Consider the following 24,324-nt stretch of genomic DNA (forward strand, 5'->3'; position numbering starts at 1 on the left):
ACGTTTACTCCTCTTCTTCCTGTACGTTACCCTCGGCATCTACTTTGCCATTATATATATTTGCTAAAACCTCCGGTGTAACTTCACTGGCAGGTCCATCATAAACAATTTCACCGGCTCTGATACCAACAACTCTGTTAGCATATTTGAGAGCTAAATCAACGTGGTGTATGTTAATTAAGATAGAAATGTTCATATCCTCGTTGATTCTCTTGAAATCACCCATAACCTGATTTGCAGTAACTGGATCAAGTGCAGCAACTGGCTCATCAGCAAGGATGATTGCTGGATTCTGTGCAAGTGTTCTAGCGAGAGCTACTCTCTGCTGCTGTCCACCTGAAAGCTGGTCAGCACGAACGAATGCTTTATCCAAGATACCTACTTTATCAAGACACTCAAGTGCCTGTAACTTTTCTTCCTTTGAATAAATACCGAATACTGATCTGTACCATGGCATGTCTGGTACAAGTGCTGTTAAAACATTTTTAATAACTGTAGTTCTAGTAATCAAATTGAATGATTGGAAGATCATTCCAATTTTTCTTCTGAAACGTCTTAGCTGCTTTCCTGAAAGTGACATAACATCAACGTCATCTACTGTGAGCTTTCCGCTTGTTACATCGTGCATTCTGTTGATTGTACGGATAAGTGTTGACTTACCAGCACCAGAAAGTCCAATAATAGCAACAAATTCCCCCTGCTCAATTTCAAGGTTTACATGCTTTAATCCCTCGAAACCATTAGGATATTTTTTTCCAACATCTTCAAATTTAATCATTTAATAACTCCATTTCTTTAAAAAAAGGAAGATACCGAAATATCTTCCTTTAATAGTTCGATTATTCGAATAAATAAAACATTATTGTAATGACATAATAAGCTCTTGAGCTTTTCTCTCTGAATCGTAATCCTCTGAGTTAGCCTCAACATAACCATTGTGGCTGTAGATTGAGATTACTTCCTTACCAGCATCTGTGTTACCGATGTTGATGAATGCCTGTGAAAGAGCAGCCTTGAAAGCATCATCCATGATTGGAGATGACTTGCTAACGCTGATTGTATCGTTGTAGATACCATCTGTTACACCAATAACATTTGTCTCATCCCAGATGCTTGCGCTTCTGCCGTACTCTGATGTCCATTTATCCTCGTTGTCACGTCTTGCGTCTGCGTATGTAACAAGTACGTCTACCTGACCAGATGCAAGTCTTGAGAATGCTGTACCATAGTTATCTGATAAAGCTGTGTGTGAAAGATCTGTAATGTGCTTTCCGTAATTGTCCTGAAGCCAAAGTGAAGGATAAATATATCCTGCTGGAGATGAAGAATTCATTACGCTCCAGTTAAGTCCATCTAAATCTTCCCATGTGAGCTCTTCGCCATTGTTTACCTTTTCAGCAACAGCCTGACCTGCCTCTGAAGGACCTGCAATGATAAGTGCTCTATAGTATGTTACCTGCTCTGATGTAGCCTCTGTAGGCTTGTTGTCGTTCCAATCCTTTGCGCTATCGCTGTCGATTGAAAGACCGTCTCTAGTTGCTGTAAGAAGTACGTCGCAACCATCGTCATATAATACGTATGTACCACCTGGAATAAGTCCAACGTCGATAGTACCAGCTGAAAGTCCCTCTCCTACTGCCTCAAAGCTAGTTCCAACTGTGATATCTACCTCGCCGATATCATAACCAAGGCCTGCAAGCTCGTTTGTAAGGAGCTCCTTAAGTGGCTCTGTAGCTGTTACGATTTCGTCTGGCTCACGTGATGGTACGAAACCAATTGTTAATTTGTCAATTTTGACATTTCCGCTTTCTGTGTCTGTTGTCTGAGTTGTCTCAGTCTTTGTAGCGTCACTACCGCATCCAACTAATAAAGACATAGCTGTGACACCAACAAGCATTTTAGAAATAAACTTCTTCATCTTTCCCCTCCTGGAATATAATTATCGTAGATATGCTACATTATTATAGGAGGATATGCAAGCACGATTTAATTTCTGTTTTTATTTAAATACAAAAAAATGGCGCCACGCATGGCGCCATAATTTTACAAAATTTATTCACTTGGTTTTTGGGATGCTCCACGTCTCTGCTGATAGACCATGCTAAGCATGTCCTGTTGATATTTATCATCATTGCTAAGGACCTTTAATTTATCCTTAACCACATTCTTACGAGCACGGAGAGTTTCAAGCTCCTTGAGAAGATTAGCCTCTTCGTCCTCATATGATTTTAATTCTCTCTTGAGATCTTCTATATCTCGTTTTGTCTCAGCATCTAACATGTTATGCCTCCCCTAATTCCTATGATTATTTTGCTTTTATGTCCTGACGAACCAATGCCTTCTTCAAGGCAACCTCAGCTCTAAGCACATCAAGATTTGCATCCTTTTCAGCTAGACGAGCTCTCGCTCTGTCTTCCGCGCTACGGGCACGTTCAACATCAATCTCATCTGGCCATTCAGCAATTTCAGCAAGCAATGTCACCTTGTCTGGAAGTATTTCAGCGAGTCCCGCATGAACTGCAGCCTTTTTCACTCCCTCTGCCTCGGTGATGGTACAAATACCTGGTGCTATTACTGTAGTTAAGGGGATGTGCTTTGGCAGAACGCCAATTTCACCCTCAACTGTATTGAATTCAACCATTGTTGCTTCACCTTCGTAGAAAGTACGCTCTGGTGTAATGATTGAAACTTTAAAGGTGTTATCTGCCATGAAACGCCACCTCCTATTTGTTCTGATTCATCTTGGCACGAACCTCGTCGATTGTACCAGCATTGAGGAAGTAGCTCTCTGGGATATCATCGTGCTTACCTTCAAGGATTTCCTTGAAGCCGCGAACTGTCTCAGCGATTGGCACATACTTTCCTTCAAGACCAGTAAACTGACCAGCTACGAAGAATGGCTGTGACAAGAATCTCTGAATCTTACGTGCACGGTTAACAACAAGCTTATCCTCTTCTGAAAGTTCGTCCATACCAAGGATAGCGATGATGTCCTGCAGCTCTTTATATTTCTGAAGAATCTCCTGTACACCACGAGCAACCTCGAAATGCTCCTGACCAACGATACGTGGATCAAGGATACGAGATGTAGAACCGAGTGGGTCTACCGCTGGATAAATACCAAGCTCGGCGATAGAACGCTCAAGAACTGTAGTAGCATCCAAGTGTGCGAATGTTGTAGCTGGAGCTGGGTCAGTCAAATCGTCGGCAGGCACGTAAACAGCCTGTACTGATGTGATAGAACCGTTCTTTGTAGATGTGATACGCTCCTGAAGAGCACCCATCTCTGTCTGAAGTGTTGGCTGATAACCAACGGCTGAAGGCATACGACCTAAGAGGGCTGAAACCTCTGAACCAGCCTGAGTAAAACGGAAGATGTTATCGATGAAAAGAAGCACATCCTTTCCACCCTTATCTCTGAAGTACTCAGCCATTGTAAGTCCAGTAAGACCAACTCTCATTCTGGCTCCAGGTGGCTCGTTCATCTGACCGAAAACCATGCAGGTCTTGTCGATAACGCCTGACTCCTTCATTTCGTAGTAAAGGTCATTACCTTCACGAGTACGCTCACCTACACCTGTGAATACTGAATATCCACCGTGCTCAGTAGCGATGTTGTGGATAAGCTCCTGAATAAGTACGGTTTTACCTACACCGGCACCACCGAACAAACCGATCTTTCCACCTTTCTGATATGGGCAAAGAAGGTCAACGACCTTAATACCTGTCTCAAGCATTTCAGTTGATGTTGCCTGCTCCTCAAACGCTGGTGCTTTTCTATGGATTGGCATCTTCTCAACACCTGTAGGTGCTGGCTGCTCATCGATAGCTTCACCAAGTACGTTGAAAATACGTCCTAATGTTGCCTCACCAACAGGAACCGAAATTGGTGCTCCTGTAGCTACTACATCCATTCCACGTACTAAACCGTCTGTAGGACCCATGGCAATACAACGAACTGTATCGTCACCCAAATGCTGTGCAACCTCAACAACCAGTCTCTCGCCGTTATCTCTTGTGATTTCAAGAGCGTCATTGATTTCTGGAAGCTGGCCTTCGCCAAACTTTACGTCAAGTACCGCACCGATGATCTGAGTGATTTTACCAATATTATTTGCCATCTTTTCACTCCTATCTGCTTTTTTAAGAAAGCGCCTCTGCACCAGCGATAATCTCGGTCAATTCCTGAGTGATTGATCCCTGGCGGGCACGATTGTATTTTAATGATAGATCACTAATGATTTCCTCAGCATTATTTGTAGCTGAATCCATTGCCTGCATACGTGCACCATTTTCTGAAGCAACAGCTTCAACAAGTGCTCCATAAACTAATGAAGTAACATACTTTGGAATGATAAGCTCTAAAGCTTGTTCCTCGTTTGGCTCAAAATTCATAAGAGCTTCCGCTCCAGTTGATTTTGCAGCCTCTACATCCTCTTCACTAATTTCAGCTGGTAACAGCTTCATAAGCTTTGGAATCTGGCTTACTGTATTTTTGAAGTGTGTGTACACAAGATAAATCTGTCCGATCTCGCCATTAGCATAGTCGGAAAGAACGTCATTACAGATTGCCATAGCATCTGCATAAGTTGGTGCCTCCATTACTGGAGAATAGTCCTTTGCCACGGTGTAACCCTTGTGAGCAAGGCTCTCACCACCTTTATGACCTATTGTGTAAAGCTTTACTTCATCAGGCTTCATGCCGGCACCTGTAATCATCTTTACAACGTTTGAGTTGTAACCACCTGCAAGACCACGGTTTGATGTGATGACGATAACGCCAATCTTATCGGAACCATTATCCTGCAAATATCTGTTGTTTACGTTGCCAGCCTTGGCAAGCATGCTACAAATTGTGTTGTACATAGCATTGAAGTATGGTGTAGTCTGCTCTGCCTTTGTTCTAGCCTTCTGGAGCTTTACTGTAGATACAAGCTTCATGGCCTTAGTGATCTGCTGAGTGCTACTAACACTCTGTTTTCTTCTTTTTATGTCTCTCATTGAGGCCATAACAGATCACCCTCCTTACTTGTAGCTCTTTTTACACTCCTCAATAGCAGCGATAAGCTTCTGCTCCATGTCATCCTCGAGAACCTTAGTTGTCTTAATAGCCTCTGGAATCTCTGGATACTTTGTATCAACAAGATCAAATAAAGCTTTTTCAAATGCCTGAATATCTGCTGTAGGAATATCAAGAAGATATTTCTTTGTAGCAGCGTAGATAATCATAATCTGATACTCTACTGGCATTGGTGCGTACTGTGGTTGCTTAAGCATTTCCTTGATACGCTCACCTTGTGCAAGCTTCTCAGCTGTATCTGCATCAAGCTCTGAACCGAACTGTGCGAAAGCTGCAAGCTCTCGGTACTGAGCAAGCTCTACACGGATAGGAGCTGCGATTTTCTTCATAGCCTTAATCTGAGCAGAACCACCTACACGGGATACTGAAAGACCTGCGTTTACGGCTGGTCTGAAACCTGCGTTGAAAGCTTCTGTCTCAAGATAAATCTGACCATCAGTAATTGAGATAACGTTTGTAGGGATGTATGCAGATACATCGCCTGCCTGTGTCTCAATGATAGGAAGTGCGGTAAGTGATCCTCCGCCCAGTTTGTCTGAAAGTCTAGCAGCACGCTCAAGAAGTCTTGAGTGTAAGTAGAATACATCACCTGGGTAAGCCTCACGTCCTGGTGGACGACGGAGAAGTAATGAAAGTGTACGGTATGCAGTAGCATGCTTACTTAAATCATCATAGATGATAAGAACATCCTCACCGTTTTCCATCCACTCTTCACCGATGGCACATCCTGAATATGGAGCGATGTACTGAAGCGGAGCAAGCTCTGAAGCTGTAGCAGCAACAACTGTTGTCCATGCCATAGCACCATATTCCTCTAAAGTCTTAACAAGGGCTGCAACTGTTGATGCCTTCTGGCCAATTGCAACGTAAATACATTTTACGCCCTGTCCCTTCTGATTGATAATTGTATCGATAGCGATAGCAGTTTTACCTGTCTGTCTATCACCGATAATAAGCTCACGCTGTCCACGTCCGATTGGAATCATGGAATCGATGGCTTTAATACCTGTCTGCAATGGTGTATCTACGGATTTACGAGAGATAACGCCTGAAGCAACACGCTCGATTGGACGGAACTTTGTAGTATCAATAGGTCCCTTTCCATCGATAGGCTGTCCAAGTGCATTAACTACACGTCCAAGCATTGCATTTCCAACTGGAACCTCAACAACACGACCAGTTGTCTTAACTGTATCGCCTTCATTGATGTTCTTGTCGTTACCTAAGAGTACGCAACCAACATTGTCTTCCTCAAGGTTTAATACCATGCCGTATACTTCGCCAGGGAACTCTAAAAGTTCGCCCTGCATAGCATTCTGTAATCCGTGAATACGTGCAATTCCATCTGCAACCTGAATGACAGTTCCAACGTCTGACACGTCAAGCTGCGCAGCATAGCGTTTCATCTGCTCTTTAATAACCGAGCTAATCTCTTCTGGTTTTAAATTCATGGAGCGCATTCACCTACTTTCAATTGAATATTTGATAACTCGTGAGTTAATTTACTAATCTGAGTCTTGATTGAACTATCAATGACTCTATCTTTAATGCGAATTACCATACCCCCGATTAATTCAGGGTCTACCTTGTATGTCATGACAAATGAAGCATAATCGGTAGTTTGAAGTAAACGCTTCTCGACATCGTTTTTCTGTGCTTCTGTCAATTCCATAGGAGTTGAAACTGTTGCCTTACCAATCTTTTTATAATCAAATACTCGATCAATGAAATAGTTGAGCACTGTCTCAATATCCTTTGAATGGTCCTTCTCTTCAAGCATTCTTAAAAGTCCTACCATTTCATCACTGACTCTGCCTTTGAAAATCTCGTCGATAATTTGAAGCTTTTCTTCTTTATTAATTTTTGGATGATTCATCATCTGAGAAAAGCCGTCGTTTGATTTAACAACATCAATGACTCCTTCAGCTTCCTTCAGGAAATCATCGATTTTCCCTGATTCCACAGCTAGCTCAAACAATGCATCACCATATACGTTTGAGACTAATTTAGCCATGTTCCTTCACCCATTTCCTTAAGTGTTTGCTCTACTAAGGAATTCTGAATTGTTGTGTCGATGTTAGCAGCTACAACCTTCTGTGCCATCAATGCAGCTACAGAAATCATTTCCTGCTTAACCTCGTCTGCAACCTTCTTCTTCTCGAGCTCAGCTTCCTCATTTGCTCTTGCAATGATTGCTGCAGCTTCTTCCTTAGCGTCGCTTACAATCTTGGTTTCACTCTTTAAGGCTTTTTGTCTTGCTTCTGCTAAAATTTCATCACGCTCTTTGCTGATGTTCTTTAGCTTTGCTTCGTACTCTGCCTTTAGCTTTTCTGCCTCTTCCTTTTCTTTCTTTGCATCTGCAATGTCCCTTGCAATGCCATCTTTTCTATCCTGCAAAAGTTTTCTTGCTGGATTAAAAAGCTTGTTTGACATTATAAGGAATAGGAAGAACATTGCTATGGCTAAAAGCACTGCATCATTTACTAACTGAAAGTCTAAATCAAATAGTCTTTCCAACTTTTAGCCCTCCTTCTTAAAAATTTTCTTCCTAGTTTCCTTAGCCTACTAATGGCTGTACAAAGAGTAACAGAAGGGCAATTACAAGTCCGTAAAGACCAGTTGTCTCGGCAACGGCCTGACCAAGTAACATAGTAGACATGATCTGTCCCTGTGCTCCTGGGTTACGTCCAACGGCTGCTGCACCATGACCAGCTGCGATACCCTGTCCAATACCAGGACCAATACCAGCGATAACTGCTAAGCCGGCACCGATTGCTGAACAAGCTTTAATTAAATCTTCTCCTGTAATGTTCATAAATGTTTTCCTCCTAATATAGTAAACTTTTTGTTTTCAGTCCCTTTTAAGAATCACCGTAAGACTGAGCTATGTATGTCATTGTCAACATACAGAATACATAGGTCTGGATTGCACCTGAGAAAATATCGAAATATACATGCAATGCTGCAGGCCATATCAAGGCGAACTTTCCTAGCAATCCATATACAAGACCCATAATGATTGTTCCTGAAAGAACGTTTGCAAATAAACGTAGTGACATTGAAATAGGCACCGCAATATCGGATATTACGTTTATTGGCAGCCAGATTGGTAGCCATGGTGGCAATGGAGAACACTTGTCAATCCAAATGTCCTTCGCGCTCTGGTGCCTTACCTTTACTACATGAATGCAAACAAAGGTAATTAATGCAAGGGCCAATGTTGTGCCGTAATCGGCTGTTGGTGGTCTTAAGCCAACCAAACCGGATAAGTTAGATACCAAAATGAAACAGAATATGGTACAAATCCAGTTTGCAAACACTGGTGCGTGCTTACCCATACTTCCTTCCACCATCTTATCTAAGAGTCCTACTATCAACTCCAAGATACTCTGGAAGGTATCAGGAACTTCAGTGGCATGCTTCAGCTTACGATTGGCTATAAGAGAAAAAATTACCAATGAAAGCCATACGATAAGGATGCAGACATGGGAAGTTGTGATCCAAACTTCATGACCAAAGACTTCGTATTTGAACAAGCCTTTTATCATGTCCACAGTATCGCTTGAGGCCAGCAAAATTCCTTCTGTCACACTTTCACCTCCTTTGTATTAAGTTCTTCATCATTACCCTCGGATATATTGGAACTAGTTTTTCCGAGTCTCTTTATTAGCAAAGGCTGTGCATACGCACTGACCTTAAGCCCTAAAATACCGATGAGAGCCGTAAACATGTTGCCAAGTTTAAAGACCATCATCAAAATCATTACTGCGCATACGATTAAGTATCGCATCACAGATTTGAAGGAAAGATATTTTTCATGCCCCTTTCCTATGCGAACTGACTCTTCGATAATCATTGCTATGTGGATTGCCATAAATGTGGCACATCCAACTCCTATTAGAAGTCCGCTGGTGTATCTGACTTTATCAGTTACAAACCAAACCCCAATCAGTTCAATTAAAACACCGTATATTAGTATTCCTAAAACCAAGCCAGGTAGAGCTTGATTTAGTCTTTTCATCCAATTAATCATGCTTTTCCTCTGACTGATTTTTTGCCTCTTCTTCCAGACGTCTTGCTCGCTGCCCTGGGGATTCTTCATTTTTTAAGTATCCCTTAACCGAACGATATGCCCCGTTAAATGCAGCAACTATGCCTATCAGAATTCCTCCGATGATATACATGTCGCTGTGAGAACTGGTCACTTTTGATAACACAATTCCCACCGCCATACATAAAAAAATCGGCACTATTACATTTATTCCAAATTGAAGTACCATTACTAGTGAATTGGCCACTTCACGATTTGTCTTTTTCTTGTCCCTCAATGTAAGCTCCTATTTGTTCAATTTACAGTTGCTTAAAGTGTAAATGAAATCTCTCTACCAGTATGCTTGTACTGATAGAACTCTACTCCAGCAGCTCTAAGCATGCGCTTTGATGCTATAACTGATGGTGTATTTTCGTATTTATCACTGTCGTAGATAACAGTTTTAATGCCTGACTGAATAATAGCCTTTGCACATTCGTTACATGGAAATAGTGACACGTACAGCTTTGAACCTTCCAGTGAACCACCTCGGTAGTTCAGGATAGCGTTCAATTCGCTGTGTGTTGTATAGAAATATTTATTTTCCAGAGGGTCCCCTACTCTTGCCCAAGGGAACTCATCGTCTGAACATCCATTTGGAAAACCATTGTAGCCCATTGATAAAATCTTATTGTCCTGGCTAACAATACAAGCTCCAACCTGTGTATTTGGGTCCTTAGATCTCATACCCGATAATACTGCAACGCCCATAAAGTACTCATCCCAGCTAATATAATCAAGTCTCTTATCACTCATGGTCTATTCCTCCAATACGTATATAATTCTTGCCTTATTTATATTTATGCCTCAATAACCCTCATTAACTTCTCAATCGAAGCCTTTAAGACTTCGTAGCACAAACCATAGGTCTGTACTGAGCCACCGTAGGGATCCATCACCTCAAGCTCGTCCCCAACGAGCTCGTTTAAGAGGCGTGTATTTTCCTCTGTGGCGTTTGCATATTCACTTAATATTTTTTGCCTTTGGGTCTCTTCCATTGTGATTACAAGTGTGGATTCGGAAAAATCCGTATCTAGCAACTGTTTGGAAGAGTAATCCTTCAGCGTAGTGCCATTACTGATTAAAATCGCTTCCGCCTTTTGATTCAACGGCTCCGGGAACTGAACTATAAGTCCCCTGGCCTCACAAATAATCGGCCTGCTATGCTCAGTGGCATGGAAAATCGCCGCCGCCATGGGGGCTCTCGATGTTCCACTACCGGAAGCAAAAATCACTCTATTAATATTTTTCATTTCATATTCTCCTGACTGCCGGTTGATGCCTATACGTCAAGTGTCTTCTGACCAGCTGCTTTCAACAATCGATTCATGATTGCCTGCCCCATATTTGGAGTAGCGAAGCTTTCAGAATATATCAAATCTACACCAAGTTCGTCAAACTTTCGTAGAATGTCGTAGAGATTGTGAGCTATGCTGCCCTCGTCAGATCTGTCCCCTATTACAAGAATCTGACCATCGCTATATCTATCCGCAGTTTCTGATGTAGCGATAATACCAACCTTTGAACCAGCATCAATTGCTGCTTTTGTAAGCTCATTGATTTTGGCTACGACTTTATCCTCATCACCGGAAATGATAGTCAAATCACCCTTAGGTGCATAATGCTTATATCTCATTCCTGGTGCTTTTGGCTTTGCTCCACTGGTGGTGCCTTTGTCGTTATAGACAATGCCTGGGTCAATTCTGACCTCTCCAACCACCTCTTTAAGCATTTCCATATTGATGTATCCTGGCCTAAGGATTGTAACAACATCCTCTGTCAAATCTACGATGGTAGACTCCAATCCGATATCTACAGCACCTCCATCCAAGATGGCGTCTATCTTTCCTGATAAATCCTCATATACGTGACTAGCCTTTGTAGGGCTTGGTCGGCCTGATGTGTTGGCGCTAGGTGCCGCAATCATACATCCACTTTCCTCAATAAGTGCTAAGGCAATTGGATTGTTTGGCATTCTTACTGCCACCGTATCAAGACCACCTGTTGTCTCGTATGGGATAACCTCGTTTTTGTTGACCACCATTGTAAGTGGTCCTGGCCAAAATGCATCTGCCAGCTTTTTAGCGTTCTCTGGCAAATCCTTTGAAATTTCTTGTAACTGTGAGAACCTTGCAATATGTACAATTAAAGGGTTGTCCGATGGACGACCCTTTGCTGCGTATATCTTACGCGAGGCCTCCTTATCTTTGGCGTCTCCGCCTAATCCGTAAACTGTCTCTGTCGGAAAGGCTACAAGCCCTCCCTTTCTAAGTATCTCAGAAGCCTCACTGATATATTCCATATTGATTGGCTCTGCAGAAACATCCATAATCCTAGTAATCATACTCAAAATTATATCACTTTTCCATTAGAACTCAATCTTTTTGAACTGTTACAAAGCCCATAAAACCATGATTTTTTTGTGTTCTCTTATAGGTACTTTGCAATAATATTCCATACTCCTGTGCTATCAAAGCCTTTCTTCCAGAAAGCTCCTCCAGCCAGATTGTATTTATCCATTACCTTTAACTTTTCTTCGATGGAAGTTTCATCCTCCACCCAAATCTTGTAAGTAGTGCTTCCATCAGCATATTCTGCATAGTACTGACCGTACTCATCCGACCATGCTGCAGACACACCGTTTGTCTTAAGATATGACTGAATTGCATCCATTCCGTAAGCTGTACTATCAACAGAACCATCCTCTGCCACTTCCCAAACTCTACAATAGAATGGCATACCGAGGATTACCTGTTCAGCTGGTACATCATTAAGTGTGTCAGCCACACCCTGATCTACCCAATTAATTGATGCAACAGAACCTGCTTCTTCGCTTCCGCTGTAGTGCTCATCGTAACCCATGATGATTACATAATCCGCATACTTAGCCTGCTCTGCTCGATTATAAATCTCAGATGAAGCAGTAGGTACATAGTTATCTACTGAAAGAATGATATCGTTCTTTTCACATTTAATAGAAAGCTCCTTGATGAACTGAATATATCCATCTGCTGCATCTCCTGAGAGCTGCTCGATATCAATATTGATTCCATCAAGACCGTATGTAATAGCCTGCGCAATAAGATTATTAACTAATGCGTCTCTTGATGATGTAGTGTTTAAAACTGTTGTTGTATCAACATCTGCATCCTCAAGATTGCTAACAAGGCCCCACACTTGCACATTATTTGCATGGCAGGTACTTACATATGAAGAGCTTGCAATTGAAGCAATTCCGCCTTTGTTATCATTCAAATAAAACCAGGTTGGTGACATAACATCAACACCTGTTGAGCTTGCAAGAACTGTGGCAATATCTCCATTTGCTGACTGGTTTGTAACCTGATGCCAGAGCAATGAAATATCCTGTCCTGCCGAGATATGATTGTATGTACGCTCAGGCAACTCTGCTGCAACTGTCTCAGTGCTCTTAAATGTTATGGCACTGTTTTTGATGTAACCCATCACACCATTTTCTGAAACAACAAAGCTCCACTTACCTGTATCACGAAAAACGTAAATAGCTTCGCCCTTTGTGACATCCTCAAGGACTGGGCTCTTTGGACCATTAAGCTTTCTAATCTGAGTCTTACGCTTTGCTGTATACAAATCTGTAGATGAACCTACAGTCTGGACAACAACTCTATCAGGCTCTGAATAATAATTAATCTTGAAATCTGTAAGAAGCTTAAGATAATCCTCCGCAATATAAACTGTATCATCCTGCGCCAAAACTACTGGCAAGCCAAGACTATTATTGCTCTTATCTATAGAATAATCTGCGCTACCAACTGTAGCTGTATAAACCTCAGAATCAGTAGCATATCTCAAGGTAATCTCTGATGAATCGTAAACATATCCATCATCTAGATAATCCTTTACAAATCCAAGCTCCAAATAAACATTGCCATCATTTACTATGGCATAACCATGTTCCTCAAGCTCAGAACTGATATACTCTCCATCCAAAACGACCGCTGCTTCGTTTTCATGGAAGACCTGGAAGTAATCCGCCAAATCCATATGCTCTTTTGTAGGCGTATACTTCTTAATCGCATATATGCCAACTATCAGCACCGCAAGAGCTATAATTCCTGCCGCAATGTAAATATAACCCCTCGGAATCCTAAATCTTTTCTTTCTCTTTCGTCTATGTCTATACGTATTGCTCATAAGCATCTCCCTCGTATCTATATTCCCTCAAAGTATAACAAACCATCCCGCCAAATTCCACCTTTATGTGGCCCCGTCCCCTGCACTGCACCCCGGCCCAGGCCCCTCCCTCGAGGTTTTCATGGAATTGTCCCCCTGTAGTGTGGGCTATATGTTTATTTACGCAGACAGCGCAAGGATTATAGTTTTTCTTAGCATCACAAGGGAGCATTAAGTGCGTGTCCTTTAATTGGTTTTGCACTTCGAAGCCACTGTGGGTAGAGGGCAGACACTTGAAGTCTACCTATTACTCTCCACACAAGGCTTAGGATAATTGCGCTCATACTCCGTTTGCCAAGAAAATTTAGAAAGGGGATTTTGGATGCTTAGGCGCCGCCCTTTAACTCAGTCCGTTTCGTTGTCGGGCTCTCGGCGCCGTCCATGGCGCCTCACGCCTATCATCTCAAAATTCCCCTTTCTATTTTTCTAGGCTCACTACAAATGTCGCGGCAATTGTTCCTAAGCTTGCTGTGGAGATTAATACTTATAAATAGTGTGTGTCTGCCCACTCTACCAACAGCGGCGTCAGAAGTGCAAAGAATTTAAAGAACACGCACCATAAAAAATGCGACACGTGATGCTTAGAAAAACATAATCCGCAGACGATGCAAGTAAATAAACATATAGCCCACACTACAAGGGGGACAATTCCATATATATTTTATTGGGAGGGGCCTGGGCCGCAGATACACTTGGGAGAGGGGCCAGAATCTGTCTAGGGGGGCGAACGGTTTGTTGTACAAAAAAAGAGCACCGCGAATGCGATGCTCTTTAACCGGTTTTCTTGATTAAGCTATTAGCCCTGAGCGATTGCTCCTGTTGGGCAAACACCTGCACATGTACCACACTCAACGCAAGCGTCAGCGTCGATGTTGAACTGTGAATCTCCCTGTGAGATAGCTCCTACTGGGCACTCAGGCTCGCATGTACCACATGATACGCATGAATCAGAAATAACGTATGCCATAGTTAAAATCCTCCTTAAATATCTTATTGATAAAAAATAATCAATTTCATTTGATGTCTCATATATTACACCTAAATTGTGTCTAAATCAAGGACAAAATTGTTTTTTTATGAATCCCTTTAAAATCAGGGCTCACCGCGGTTATATTATTCTAACTCCTGTTGATTCAGGCTAACAGTTGTTTTAATTGTGTACACAAATTAGTTTCACACCAACTTCAAATTGAGCACAATGTAATTGTATATAATTCACAACATTGGAATAATGGTTTGCGAAAAGAAAAAAAGCATGTTATTATCAATTGAAATGTTAAGAAAGGAGAAGTCAAAATGGCAAGAGTTTCTAAAGCAACTATGATCGGCGAGCTTCTTCAGATTGATGCTGATGTAGCTCCTATCTTACTTAATATCGGCATGCACTGCCTCGGATGCCCATCTTCACAGATGGAGACTATCGAGGAGGCAGCTATGGTACACGGTATCGATGCTGATGATCTCGTTGAAGAGATTAATACATTCCTTGATTCAAAGGCATAGAAAGCAAATTTAAAAAGAGCTTCGCATAGCGAAGCTCTTTTTTTTATATCATTGCTAATTTCTGTACCGCATCACCGTTGACAAGTACTTCATAGTGCTCAGCCATGTATTGGTCTGTACCAACTACATAATTCTGCTGATCACTGTATTCTGATAAGATGTTGCATACTTTATTGTATGTTTCTGCTGTATCATCTGATTTACTAACTACTAAATAGTATTTGTTATCAAATGGACTCTTATAGAGAGAATTCTTTCCCTTGTAAAAGCTACCAAGTATTCCAGAAAGTCGAATCACATCATCCATGTTGTCGAAAACAAACATCTTTGTGATGTCCACTGGCAAGCCATTCTTTGCTGCCTTTTCTGGTGAAGCTGTTATCGCTTCCTGTGCCTTTTCAATAAGACTGTTGAATATGTTAAGTATGTCGTCTGCTGCTGCCTCATTAAATGGCTTTGCTGGTGCATCGATGATTTCGTCATCATCATCGTAGTCATCGTCATCCTCTGAAAATCTTGAGAAACGAGTATCAAGCTCGTCAGGATTTTCTACCTTTGTCACAAGAAGGACAATGGATTCTGATGAAAGTGGTATAGCTTCTATCATAAGTGGAATATCTTCCGCTTCAAAACCGTACTGGTAGGAAGCCTGCTCCATAAGTTCTCTAAATAATTCTCTGGCCTTTGCAGAACCATAAGCTAATTCTGAGAGCTTAATGTGTCGGCTTATTAAATCTTCTCTAGACAGAGTGCATCTGATCTGGTTTTCGTTGATTCTTTCAATCTTCATAAAAATCACCTCCCGATCGATATAAGATGCGCTACTATTAGCATTTTTCTTATATGGATTATATATATATTATATCGGAAAGTAAAGCAAAGATACCATATAAAAGGTGATAAAAGTATTAAATTTTTATAAAGTGAATTGTTATAAATCAAAAACATTTTTCAAATTTGTGCTTGCATTATAATTTATTCTGTGTTATAAACTTGTCTGCGAGATGCCTTTCCGAAAGGAAGGAGCTGATAGATTGATACCAAAAGGTATTGAAGACAAGTACGAAGTCATTCGTATACTGCAAGAAACAGCAGCTACCGCAGTATTACTTGTCAATTATAAGTCGATAGGAGCATTAAGAATTCTTAAAGCCATTCACAAGGCGAGTCCTAATGCACACAGCATCCTATCCGAAGCACATCTTTTACAAGGGATTAAATCATCCCGAATACCCACCATTTTTAGTGTAGAAGATACAAATGATATGTACTACCTAGTTGAGGAATTTATTGAAGGAATTTCCCTCAGGGAGTATCTGTTACAAACTAAGTTATCTAAAGAAGAGCTATATAGATTGGCCATTGAAGTATGCCATATCTTTGAAGCGTTGCATTCTGCAGAGCCGGAGCCTGTGCTTTACAGGGATTTAAAGCCAGAGCATCTTATTTTGCAGGGTGATAAACTACGCCTTATTGACTTTGGTATTGCTATAAAAAAGTCTCAGTCGGCTACGGCTATGCCCTTAGGCACAAAAAATTGGGCCGCACCTGAACAGTTAAAAGGCCAAAAGCTTGATGAGCGTTGTGATATATACAGCGTTGGAAAGATAATTGAGTTTTTGCAGATTAATAGTTATGCAAAAGATGATTTCAGGTTGAAAAAACTAGTAGATAAAGCCACTGCTGCAAATCCATCTGATAGGCACAATTCTATCAGTGAATTAAAGTCACAGTTGCTAAAACTACAGGGAGTTAGAGCTAATGAAAATACGGAATCAGGCATTCTCGATAGGAAAATAGCCGTGATTGGAGCCGATTGTGGAGTCGGAACCACTCATATCGCTATTAATCTATGTCGCTATCTTAATAGCAAACATATAGAAACATACTACAAAGATTTTGAAAAAAACACTGTTCATCATCTTTGGGAACATTTCAAAGACAGCCACGTTAGGTCAGGTGTTTTATACCACAAAAACTTTAGAGGCATTCTAAATTATGGGGATGCCATAGAAAGTTACACACCTCCAAAAGGTCTTTATGTCCTGGACTGTGGTACTAATGACAAATACATTTCAGATGCTCAAATTATATTTTATATAGTAAGTGCATCTCCTTGGAAAACTATAAATTATCCATATTGGATCAAGGATAAAACTGTTTATGTTATTTCTAATTTTTCTAACAAACTTTTTTCCTTGAAACTTGCAAAGGTTTTACATAAAAAGGTTTTCATGTATCCATCAAATAAGTGGTCTTTGAATTTATCTAAGGATGAAGATAGATTTTTTTCTATGGTTCTGAAGAATGAAAAGGATTTTACTGTTTAAACACTGGCTTAATAAGTCAACAAAAAATAAATTCGAAAAAAATAAAAAGATATCTGTTACAGCGGTTTCTCATAAGCTTGGTGTCACTCACTTGTGCCTTTGTTTAGCAAACTTTTTAAGCTCTGGGCTCAAAAAGCCGGTTCTTTATATTGAAATTTCTGATGATAGCCAACTATTGGGATTTGTTGGAGAACATCAAATAAAATATAAAGACATCACTTGCTACAAATATATGGATGTTGTTTACGCTTTGGGATGTAACACATCTGTTGCCAGTTATCTCATTAACGAATGGGATGGATATGTGATTGTGGATTTTGACAAGCTTACTCCAGAAAACGCTTCTATTTACAACCAGTGTGATAAGCAATTTTTGATAGGATCTCTTATGCCTTGGTGTAAACGTGATGTTTACAGATTTATAAATAATATGGAAGGAGTAGTAGATATGAAAAATATTGGGTTTTTAACCAAATCAAATGAAGTTAATGATAAAGCGTTATTTAATATAAAGAAATATGATTCTATTCAAGGCCTCCCTATCATAAACAATCCTTTTCGTTTAAAAGAATCAGACTTTGAGGCATTGTTTCAATTAATAGAGTAGCTGCGGGGAATGAGTTATGCGAGTATTACTCTGATAAAGGACTCCAGTATCGTCAAATTGAAGTTCTTCAAGAAAAAGACAAATAAAAATGAATTAAAAATTGAAAATATATTAGAGTACAAAAATAGAGGGCGAAATATCGCCCTCTTATTTTATTCATCATGGTTTGCATACTGGCTTCTGTCGCGGTTTGCGAATCTTGTGTATTCTGGGAGCCATGTAAGCTCGATAGTTCCGATAGGACCGTTACGTTGTTTAGCAACGATGATTTCTGAAACATTTTTTAATTCTGTATCGTGGTTATAGTAATCATCACGGTAAATGAACATAACCACGTCGGCATCCTGCTCGATGGCTCCGGATTCACGCAAATCCGACATCATAGGTCTGTGGTCAGGACGCTGCTCAACCGCACGGGAAAGCTGTGATAGTGCTATAACAGGTACGTTTAGCTCACGGGCAAGTCCCTTTAGTGAACGTGAAATATCTGAAATTTCCTGCTGTCTACTTTCTGATTTACCGTTACCAGACATCAACTGTAAGTAGTCGATGATAATAATAGACAAGCCAAATTCCATTTTGAACTTTCTACATTTGCTTCGAAGCTCACCAATTGAAATACCAGGTGTATCATCAATAATAAGCTTTGAGTTACCGATTTTACCAGCACCTTCGATGAGGTTTTCCCAATCTGCCTCCTGAAGATTACCTGTTCTAAGCTTTTGCGCATCTACTCTTGACTCCAGAGCAAAAAGACGGTTAACCAATTGCTCCTTTGACATTTCCAGTGAGAATATTGCTGCACAAAGATGCTCGTGAATAGTGATGTGCTGTGCCAGGTTAAGAACGAAGGCTGTTTTACCCATTGAAGGACGGGCCGCAATAAGGATAAGATCCGAAGGCTGAAGTCCAGCAGTCTGTCTATCCAAATCGATAAATCCTGTTGGGATACCTGTAACTACACCCTTCTGCTTTGAAGCCTGTTCAATCTTTGCGATTGCATTCATAACAACCTGACGGATTGGAACATAATCTGTGTTTCCTCTGTTCTGAACCAATGAGAAAATATCTCTTTCAGTCTGGTTCAAAATAGTATCAACATCATCAGTGCCTTCAAAGCACATGTTCTCGATTTTCTGATTTACTTTAATTACATTTCTAAGTACTGCCTTATCTTTTACGATATTAGCGTAGCTTTTAGCATTGACTGTGGTTGGTACTCCAAGTACAAGCTCCTGAATGAATTCCAACGAAGCAAATTCCGGTGGAACACCCTTTTCTTTAAGCTTATTTTGAAGAGTAACCTCATCAACAGGCTCGCCAGCATTAAAAAGTTCTACGATTGCTTCAAAAAGCATTCCGTACTGCTGATGATAAAAATCGTCTTTGATGAGGATTTCTGAACACTCAACAATTACATCTCTATCAACAATCATTGAACCGATTACTGACTGCTCCGCCTCCAAAGAGTTGGGCATTTGTCTGCGAATTACATCTTCCATTATGTATTCTTTCCTTTATTTATTGTTCTGAAACATGTACACGAAGTGTTGCTGTTACCTTTGGATGAAGCTTTACCTTTACCTCGTATGTTCCAAGGGATCTGATTGGATCCTCAAGAACAATTTTCTTTTTGTCGATTTCCTTGCCGTACTGCTTCTTTGCAGCCTCAGCGATTTCTTTTGTTGAAACAGATCCGAAGGTTCTTCCGCCCTCACCTGTTTTAATCTTTGTTTCTACTTTCCACTCTGCAATTTCTTTTTCAAATGCAAGTGCTGCCTCATAGTTTTCCTGAGCGACTTTTTCATCGTGTTTATTCTGAAGCTTAAGGTCATTAAGTGCTGCGTTTGTTGCCTCTACTCCAAGCTTTTTCTTGAAGAGCATATTTCTTGCGTAGCCTTCGCTAACCTCTACAACCTCGCCTTTTTTACCAAGTGACTTAACGTCTGAAAGAAGTATTACTTTCATAGCCTAATTTCTCCTTCTTCTAGCATTTTATCTATTGTTGCTTCAAGGTCCTCTCGAACCTCATCAAGTGTACGATTTTGAATCTGGGCTCCTGCAATATTTACATGTCCACCACCACCCAGACGGGCCATAATACTTTGTACATCGATTTCATCGATTGAACGAGAACTGATGTAAATCTTGTCCATATATTTTGTCAAAACAAATGACGCTTTAATACCTACGATATTAAGAAGCTCGTTAGCTGCCTGAGCGCCAACTACTGTTGGGCTTTCAAGATTTCCATCTGGCTCGCATTCTGCGATGGCAAATGCATCTCTGTATACTGCTGCATTTCTAACGATTTCTGCGCGGGCCTTGTATGTCTCCATGTTTTCACGAAGCATCTTTCTAACTCTAGTAACCTCTGCTCCATTTCTACGGAGGAAGGCAGCTGCCTCAAATGTACGAACACCAGTCTTTGTCATAAAGTTGTTTGTATCAATCAAGATACCTGCATAAATACAATCAGCCTCAGTTGGGTTGATATTGATTTTCTCTGCGAAATACTGAAGCACCTCGGCAATCATCTCACTTGCAGATGATGCATATGGCTCGATGTAAGAGAGAATTGGATTTTCAATAATCTCCTCCACCTGTCTGTGGTGATCAATTACAACGATGTTTTTATTTTTATATAGAAGTCCTGGGCATTCCACATAGCTTGGTCTGTTGGTATCAACAACCATAATAAGAGTGTTTTCATTGCAAAGATTAAGTGCCTGCTCACTTGTGATGAACATGTCATCTGGGTATTCGCCCTTTTCTGTAAAGCTCTCAACAACTGGGCGCATAGAGCTTGTGATTGTATCAATAACGATATTTACAGGCTTTCCAATTTCTCGACCTGCGCAGAACACACCAACTGATGCTCCTAAGCAGTCTGCATCAGAAAGATTGTGTCCCATAACGATGATTCTTTCTCTTGTTTCCATGAGCTCGCGAAGGGCCTGTGCCTTAACTCTGGCCTTTACACGAGTTGAACGCTCCACTTCCTTACCATGAGTACCATAATAAGAAACGTCCTGTGCGTTCTTAACAACTACCTGGCATCCGCCACGGGCAAGTGCAAGATCGATAGCAACATGCGCATACTGTGCCTTTTGATTGTAGTTGTCGCTTCCAAGTCCGATACCAATACTTACTGTGATATCTTTATCATTTCCCATCTTAATTCCAGTAATATCTTCCACGATAGAGAATTTGTCATCCTCGAAGTTCTTGAGATATTTGTGCTGGAACATAATGAGGTATTTATCTTTTTCAAGACGGCTGACTATTGCATCAGCTTCGCCAAAGTATTTATTAATCTTTCTATCAAGAAGTGCTAAAAGCATTGAGCGCTTTGCATTCTCTACCTGATCAAATACTTCATCGTAATTGTCTACATAAAGAAGGGCCATTACCATGCCCTGGTCATTGATTTTAGCTTTTGTAGCTTGAATATCTGTCTCGTCAAATAAGATGATAGCTACTAATCCATCAGTAACTTCATCCATATTGGCAACAAGATTGCTGCCCTGAAGAGGCTCAGTCATATCAAGTCGCTGAAGACATGCTAAATACTTTCTTTCATTATATTCAATATGAATATCGAAGTTGTCGTCCTTAGCATGGTCGATTCCTTCACGTGTGATTTCTGAGAAGATGCTTGTGATTGATTTATTGTAAGTTTTGTTTTTATCAACAAGCTGACAAAACTCCTCGTTCATCCACATGATTCTTCCAGTAGAATCCAGCAATACATATGGCAATCTAAAGTTCTTTAAAAGCTCCTTCTGGACTGTTCCATAATGAACTGCATATTCAATTATTGTGTTTTTAAAGGATTTAAGATTGGCCTTGTAATATGCAAAGCAGGCTACACCATAAACTAGCACAAAGATAAGTGTTATACCGGCTGCCTTTGGATTTACAAAGCTTAGAATGATACAACCTATTAAAAAAATAATAAGCATGTACAGAGGGAATCTCAGATATCTTTTCAGACGATTCCTATACTTTAATGCTTCCATAATATTCTCCCGATTAGTCAATTCTCTACTATCATCAGATAGTTACCTCAATTCTACCTTTGGCATGTATTATATCATATCACATCCAGTTTTATATAATTTATTATCCAAGTATGGAATATGTGCTCAATTCATACAGGGCCATTTTGTATATATTTCACAGCCCGTTGTTAAAATAACGAAACGTTTTTGTATTTTTTGGTTATTCTAACATTGTTCACAGTTTCACCATTTTTTATAATTTTAGATAGTTCAGGGGGGAACCCTAATTTTTCAAAGAGAGGATATTTTATTATGGCAGACATTTCATTAAAAAACATTAATAAGGTTTATCCAAATGGCTTCCAGGCTGTTAAGGATTTCAACCTTGAGATTAAGGATCAGGAATTCATCATTTTCGTAGGACCTTCTGGTTGTGGTAAGTCTACAACTCTTCGTATGATTGCAGGTCTTGAAGAAATTTCTTCAGGTGAGCTTCTCATCGACGGAAAGCTTATGAACGACGTAGAGCCAAAGGACAGAGATATCGCAATGGTATTCCAGAACTACGCTCTTTATCCACATATGACAGTTTACGATAACATGGCATTTGGTCTTAAGCTTCGTAAGGTACCAAAGGACGAAATCGATAAGAAGGTACGTGAAGCTGCTAAGATCCTTGACCTTGAGAAGCTTCTTGACAGAAAGCCAAAGGCTCTTTCAGGTGGTCAGAGACAGCGTGTTGCTATGGGTCGTGCAATCGTTCGTAACCCTAAGGTATTCCTTATGGATGAGCCTCTTTCAAACCTTGATGCAAAGCTTCGTGTTCAGATGAGAACAGAGATTTCTAAGCTTCATGATTCACTCGGAGCTACAATGATCTACGTTACACATGATCAGACAGAGGCTATGACACTTGGTACAAGAATCGTAGTTATGAAGGACGGTGTAGTTCAGCAGATCGATACACCTGCAAACCTTTATCAGAAGCCATGCAACCTCTTCGTTGCTGGATTCATCGGTTCACCACAGATGAACTTCCTCAATGGTACACTTAACGCTGATTGCACAGCTATCCAGGTTAACGGTGCTACAATCCAGATTCCACCAGCAAAGACAAAGGCTCTTTCAGAGAAGAACTACGGTGGTAAGGAAGTAATCCTTGGTATCCGTCCAGAGGATATTCATGATTCTCAGATTTACGTTGATACACAGTCTTCTTCAGTTATCGAAGCTAAGATTTCTGTATACGAGCTTCTTGGTGCAGAGGTTTACTTATACTTCGATTATGCTGGAACTCAGGTTACTGCAAGAGTTGACCCACGTACAACAGCTAGAGGTGGCGACACTGTTAAGTTTGCTCTTGATATGGAGAAGGCTCACTTCTTCGATAAGGACACAGAGCTTACAATTGCTAACTAATCAATTGATTAGTCCAATTTAATGATTTAAAATGGAGGTATCTTTTTGAAAGGTACCTCTTTTTTTATGAATTTCGATGATAAAAAGGAAAAATTACTAGAACAATTATCAAAAGCTACAGGCATTAATTTTCAAATCACTGATTCAGAATTATCAGATGAGGAAACCGTTAATAAATTAAAAGAAATGGTTGTCCGCTTTAATGTGCTGGACTCGAAGAGCTCTTTTTATAGGGCCTATTTAACCAGAGAGCTTTCCTACTCTGATGCAGCCGCTTACATTCATCGCTTTCATATAGATGAAAATGCCATCCGTATGCTTTTCTATTTGGAAAGTCAGGTTGATTATCCAAAAGAAGCCGTGTCGTTGTTGAAGAGTTTATTGCCTGATTCCCAGGATGCTTTGGTTCAAATAGATTCAAAGCACATTGCGATAATCGTCCACTTCGATACTGTTCCATCTGACGAGGATATCCTTCAGTACTGTAATGAGTTCTTAGATATGTTAGAGTCAGAAGCATTTTTGAGTTTTAAGGTTTCTTACGATTTGCCTATAAGCAAATTCACTGAGTTACCTAATTCTTATAAAGATATTGTTTTGGCTATGCATATTGGAAATATATTCAGAAGCTCCGACCATGTATATTCATACAGCACCATGGGATTGGGCCGATTACTTTACAATATTCCTGAAGAAGAAGTTGAAACATATCTAAACAACCATATAAATATCGACATTTTAGCGCAGCTTGACGTGGAAACTTTAAACCTTTTAGAGGCATTTTTTGATAATGATTTGTCACTTGCCGAGACTTCCCGCAAAATGTTCATTCATCGAAATACATTAATCTATCGTCTGGATAAATTCGCTGATTTGACAGGATATGACGTGAGAAAATTCAGTGATGCCATCACCGTGAAGCTGTCACTGATGCTCTACAACTACATTCGTAGTAGATAAATAACAAAAAGCTAGTATGTTACGACTACAAGCCTGAAGTTACTCCGTTCAATAACACATTTCACTTGAGTAACCTCAGAGCTTGCTGTCTACATACTAGCTTATTTTATATGCATCGC

At 40.4% G+C, this 24,324-nt stretch carries 27 protein-coding genes; 5 read left to right on the forward strand and 22 right to left on the reverse strand.

The window, feature by feature from the left end:
- Positions 1–4: 4 nt before the first annotated feature.
- From phnC to BMY66_RS08885, 18 genes are all read right to left on the reverse strand, one after another.
- A complete protein-coding gene (phnC, locus tag BMY66_RS08795; RefSeq protein ID WP_033152645.1) occupies positions 5–778 on the reverse strand; it encodes a phosphonate ABC transporter ATP-binding protein in 774 nt (257 codons plus the stop codon).
- Between the two features lie 81 nt (positions 779–859).
- Positions 860–1,918: a phosphate/phosphite/phosphonate ABC transporter substrate-binding protein gene (locus tag BMY66_RS08800; protein WP_090394884.1), complete on the reverse strand. Its 1,059-nt coding sequence runs from the start codon at positions 1,916–1,918 to the stop codon at positions 860–862.
- Positions 1,919–2,052: 134 nt separating this feature from the next.
- Positions 2,053–2,280, reverse strand: a complete 228-nt coding sequence (locus BMY66_RS08805) for a hypothetical protein (RefSeq protein WP_044936691.1) — start codon at positions 2,278–2,280, stop codon at positions 2,053–2,055.
- 25 nt (positions 2,281–2,305) lie between these two features.
- Positions 2,306–2,710, reverse strand: a complete 405-nt coding sequence (gene atpC / locus BMY66_RS08810; RefSeq protein ID WP_044936693.1) for an ATP synthase F1 subunit epsilon — start codon at positions 2,708–2,710, stop codon at positions 2,306–2,308.
- Between the two features lie 13 nt (positions 2,711–2,723).
- Complete coding sequence (gene atpD / locus BMY66_RS08815; protein ID WP_044936696.1) at positions 2,724–4,121, reverse strand: F0F1 ATP synthase subunit beta; 1,398 nt, start codon at positions 4,119–4,121, stop codon at positions 2,724–2,726.
- A gap of 22 nt (positions 4,122–4,143) precedes the next feature.
- Entirely contained in the window at positions 4,144–5,010 is an 867-nt protein-coding gene (gene atpG / locus BMY66_RS08820; protein ID WP_090394885.1) for an ATP synthase F1 subunit gamma, read from the reverse strand.
- Positions 5,011–5,025: 15 nt separating this feature from the next.
- Positions 5,026–6,531: a F0F1 ATP synthase subunit alpha gene (gene atpA, locus BMY66_RS08825; RefSeq protein WP_074792143.1), complete on the reverse strand. Its 1,506-nt coding sequence runs from the start codon at positions 6,529–6,531 to the stop codon at positions 5,026–5,028.
- On the reverse strand, positions 6,528–7,094 hold the full coding sequence (gene atpH, locus BMY66_RS08830) for an ATP synthase F1 subunit delta (RefSeq protein WP_090394886.1): 567 nt from the start codon (positions 7,092–7,094) through the stop codon (positions 6,528–6,530). The genes atpA and atpH overlap by 4 nt, the downstream gene beginning before the upstream one ends.
- Positions 7,082–7,597: a F0F1 ATP synthase subunit B gene (atpF, locus tag BMY66_RS08835; RefSeq protein ID WP_033152625.1), complete on the reverse strand. Its 516-nt coding sequence runs from the start codon at positions 7,595–7,597 to the stop codon at positions 7,082–7,084. Before atpF ends, atpH begins: the two co-directional genes overlap by 13 nt.
- A gap of 40 nt (positions 7,598–7,637) precedes the next feature.
- A complete protein-coding gene (atpE, locus tag BMY66_RS08840; RefSeq protein ID WP_033152623.1) occupies positions 7,638–7,895 on the reverse strand; it encodes an ATP synthase F0 subunit C in 258 nt (85 codons plus the stop codon).
- 46 nt (positions 7,896–7,941) lie between these two features.
- Positions 7,942–8,670 (reverse strand): F0F1 ATP synthase subunit A, encoded by a 729-nt coding sequence (atpB, locus tag BMY66_RS08845; protein WP_177175633.1) that lies wholly within the window; start codon positions 8,668–8,670, stop codon positions 7,942–7,944.
- Positions 8,667–9,113, reverse strand: coding sequence for a hypothetical protein (locus BMY66_RS08850; RefSeq protein ID WP_177175634.1), 447 nt, complete (start codon positions 9,111–9,113; stop codon positions 8,667–8,669). Before BMY66_RS08850 ends, atpB begins: the two co-directional genes overlap by 4 nt.
- Complete coding sequence (locus BMY66_RS08855) at positions 9,106–9,360, reverse strand: AtpZ/AtpI family protein (RefSeq protein WP_278335590.1); 255 nt, start codon at positions 9,358–9,360, stop codon at positions 9,106–9,108. Before BMY66_RS08855 ends, BMY66_RS08850 begins: the two co-directional genes overlap by 8 nt.
- 80 nt (positions 9,361–9,440) lie before the next feature.
- The gene (locus tag BMY66_RS08860; RefSeq protein WP_044936711.1) at positions 9,441–9,926 is read right to left on the reverse strand and encodes a deoxycytidylate deaminase; all 486 of its coding nucleotides are present in this window, start codon (positions 9,924–9,926) and stop codon (positions 9,441–9,443) included.
- A 44-nt stretch (positions 9,927–9,970) separates the two neighbouring features.
- Positions 9,971–10,423, reverse strand: a complete 453-nt coding sequence (locus tag BMY66_RS08865) for an arsenate reductase/protein-tyrosine-phosphatase family protein (RefSeq protein ID WP_074792137.1) — start codon at positions 10,421–10,423, stop codon at positions 9,971–9,973.
- Between the two features lie 29 nt (positions 10,424–10,452).
- Entirely contained in the window at positions 10,453–11,514 is a 1,062-nt protein-coding gene (locus BMY66_RS08870; RefSeq protein ID WP_090394887.1) for an L-threonylcarbamoyladenylate synthase, read from the reverse strand.
- An 86-nt stretch (positions 11,515–11,600) separates the two neighbouring features.
- The gene (locus tag BMY66_RS08875) at positions 11,601–13,343 is read right to left on the reverse strand and encodes a glycosyl hydrolase family 18 protein (RefSeq protein WP_177175635.1); all 1,743 of its coding nucleotides are present in this window, start codon (positions 13,341–13,343) and stop codon (positions 11,601–11,603) included.
- 835 nt (positions 13,344–14,178) lie between these two features.
- Positions 14,179–14,349 carry a DUF362 domain-containing protein gene (locus BMY66_RS08885; protein WP_028234217.1) on the reverse strand — a complete coding sequence of 57 codons (171 nt, stop codon included), beginning with the start codon at positions 14,347–14,349 and terminating at the stop codon, positions 14,179–14,181.
- Positions 14,350–14,678: 329 nt separating this feature from the next.
- Between BMY66_RS08885 and BMY66_RS08890 the strand changes: the two genes are divergently transcribed.
- On the forward strand, positions 14,679–14,885 hold the full coding sequence (locus BMY66_RS08890) for a DUF1858 domain-containing protein (RefSeq protein ID WP_015550586.1): 207 nt from the start codon (positions 14,679–14,681) through the stop codon (positions 14,883–14,885).
- 43 nt (positions 14,886–14,928) lie between these two features.
- On the opposite strand, the gene BMY66_RS08895 is transcribed toward BMY66_RS08890, so the two are convergent.
- Positions 14,929–15,675 carry an adaptor protein MecA gene (locus tag BMY66_RS08895; RefSeq protein WP_044936720.1) on the reverse strand — a complete coding sequence of 249 codons (747 nt, stop codon included), beginning with the start codon at positions 15,673–15,675 and terminating at the stop codon, positions 14,929–14,931.
- Positions 15,676–15,919: 244 nt separating this feature from the next.
- Between BMY66_RS08895 and BMY66_RS08900 the strand changes: the two genes are divergently transcribed.
- Together BMY66_RS08900 and BMY66_RS08905 are read left to right on the forward strand one after the other, a co-directional pair.
- Entirely contained in the window at positions 15,920–17,215 is a 1,296-nt protein-coding gene (locus tag BMY66_RS08900) for a serine/threonine protein kinase (protein ID WP_177175636.1), read from the forward strand.
- A complete protein-coding gene (locus BMY66_RS08905) occupies positions 17,193–17,822 on the forward strand; it encodes a hypothetical protein (RefSeq protein WP_090394891.1) in 630 nt (209 codons plus the stop codon). Before BMY66_RS08900 ends, BMY66_RS08905 begins: the two co-directional genes overlap by 23 nt.
- Before the next feature lie 152 nt (positions 17,823–17,974).
- On the opposite strand, the gene dnaB is transcribed toward BMY66_RS08905, so the two are convergent.
- The 3 genes from dnaB to BMY66_RS08920 are packed head-to-tail and all read right to left on the reverse strand — an operon-like array spanning position 17,975 to position 21,844.
- Positions 17,975–19,327, reverse strand: a complete 1,353-nt coding sequence (dnaB, locus tag BMY66_RS08910; protein ID WP_044936727.1) for a replicative DNA helicase — start codon at positions 19,325–19,327, stop codon at positions 17,975–17,977.
- 16 nt (positions 19,328–19,343) lie between these two features.
- A complete protein-coding gene (rplI, locus tag BMY66_RS08915) occupies positions 19,344–19,790 on the reverse strand; it encodes a 50S ribosomal protein L9 (RefSeq protein WP_090394892.1) in 447 nt (148 codons plus the stop codon).
- Positions 19,787–21,844, reverse strand: a complete 2,058-nt coding sequence (locus BMY66_RS08920) for a GGDEF domain-containing protein (protein WP_090394893.1) — start codon at positions 21,842–21,844, stop codon at positions 19,787–19,789. The genes rplI and BMY66_RS08920 overlap by 4 nt, the downstream gene beginning before the upstream one ends.
- A 294-nt stretch (positions 21,845–22,138) precedes the next feature.
- Between BMY66_RS08920 and BMY66_RS08925 the strand changes: the two genes are divergently transcribed.
- Together BMY66_RS08925 and BMY66_RS08930 are read left to right on the forward strand one after the other, a co-directional pair.
- The gene (locus BMY66_RS08925) at positions 22,139–23,245 is read left to right on the forward strand and encodes an ABC transporter ATP-binding protein (protein WP_044936733.1); all 1,107 of its coding nucleotides are present in this window, start codon (positions 22,139–22,141) and stop codon (positions 23,243–23,245) included.
- Between the two features lie 66 nt (positions 23,246–23,311).
- A complete protein-coding gene (locus BMY66_RS08930; protein WP_044936736.1) occupies positions 23,312–24,205 on the forward strand; it encodes a PucR family transcriptional regulator in 894 nt (297 codons plus the stop codon).
- The last annotated feature ends 119 nt before the right edge of the window (positions 24,206–24,324 follow it).

Source organism: Pseudobutyrivibrio sp. C4 (assembly GCF_900111635.1).
Classification (GTDB): domain Bacteria; phylum Bacillota; class Clostridia; order Lachnospirales; family Lachnospiraceae; genus Pseudobutyrivibrio; species Pseudobutyrivibrio ruminis.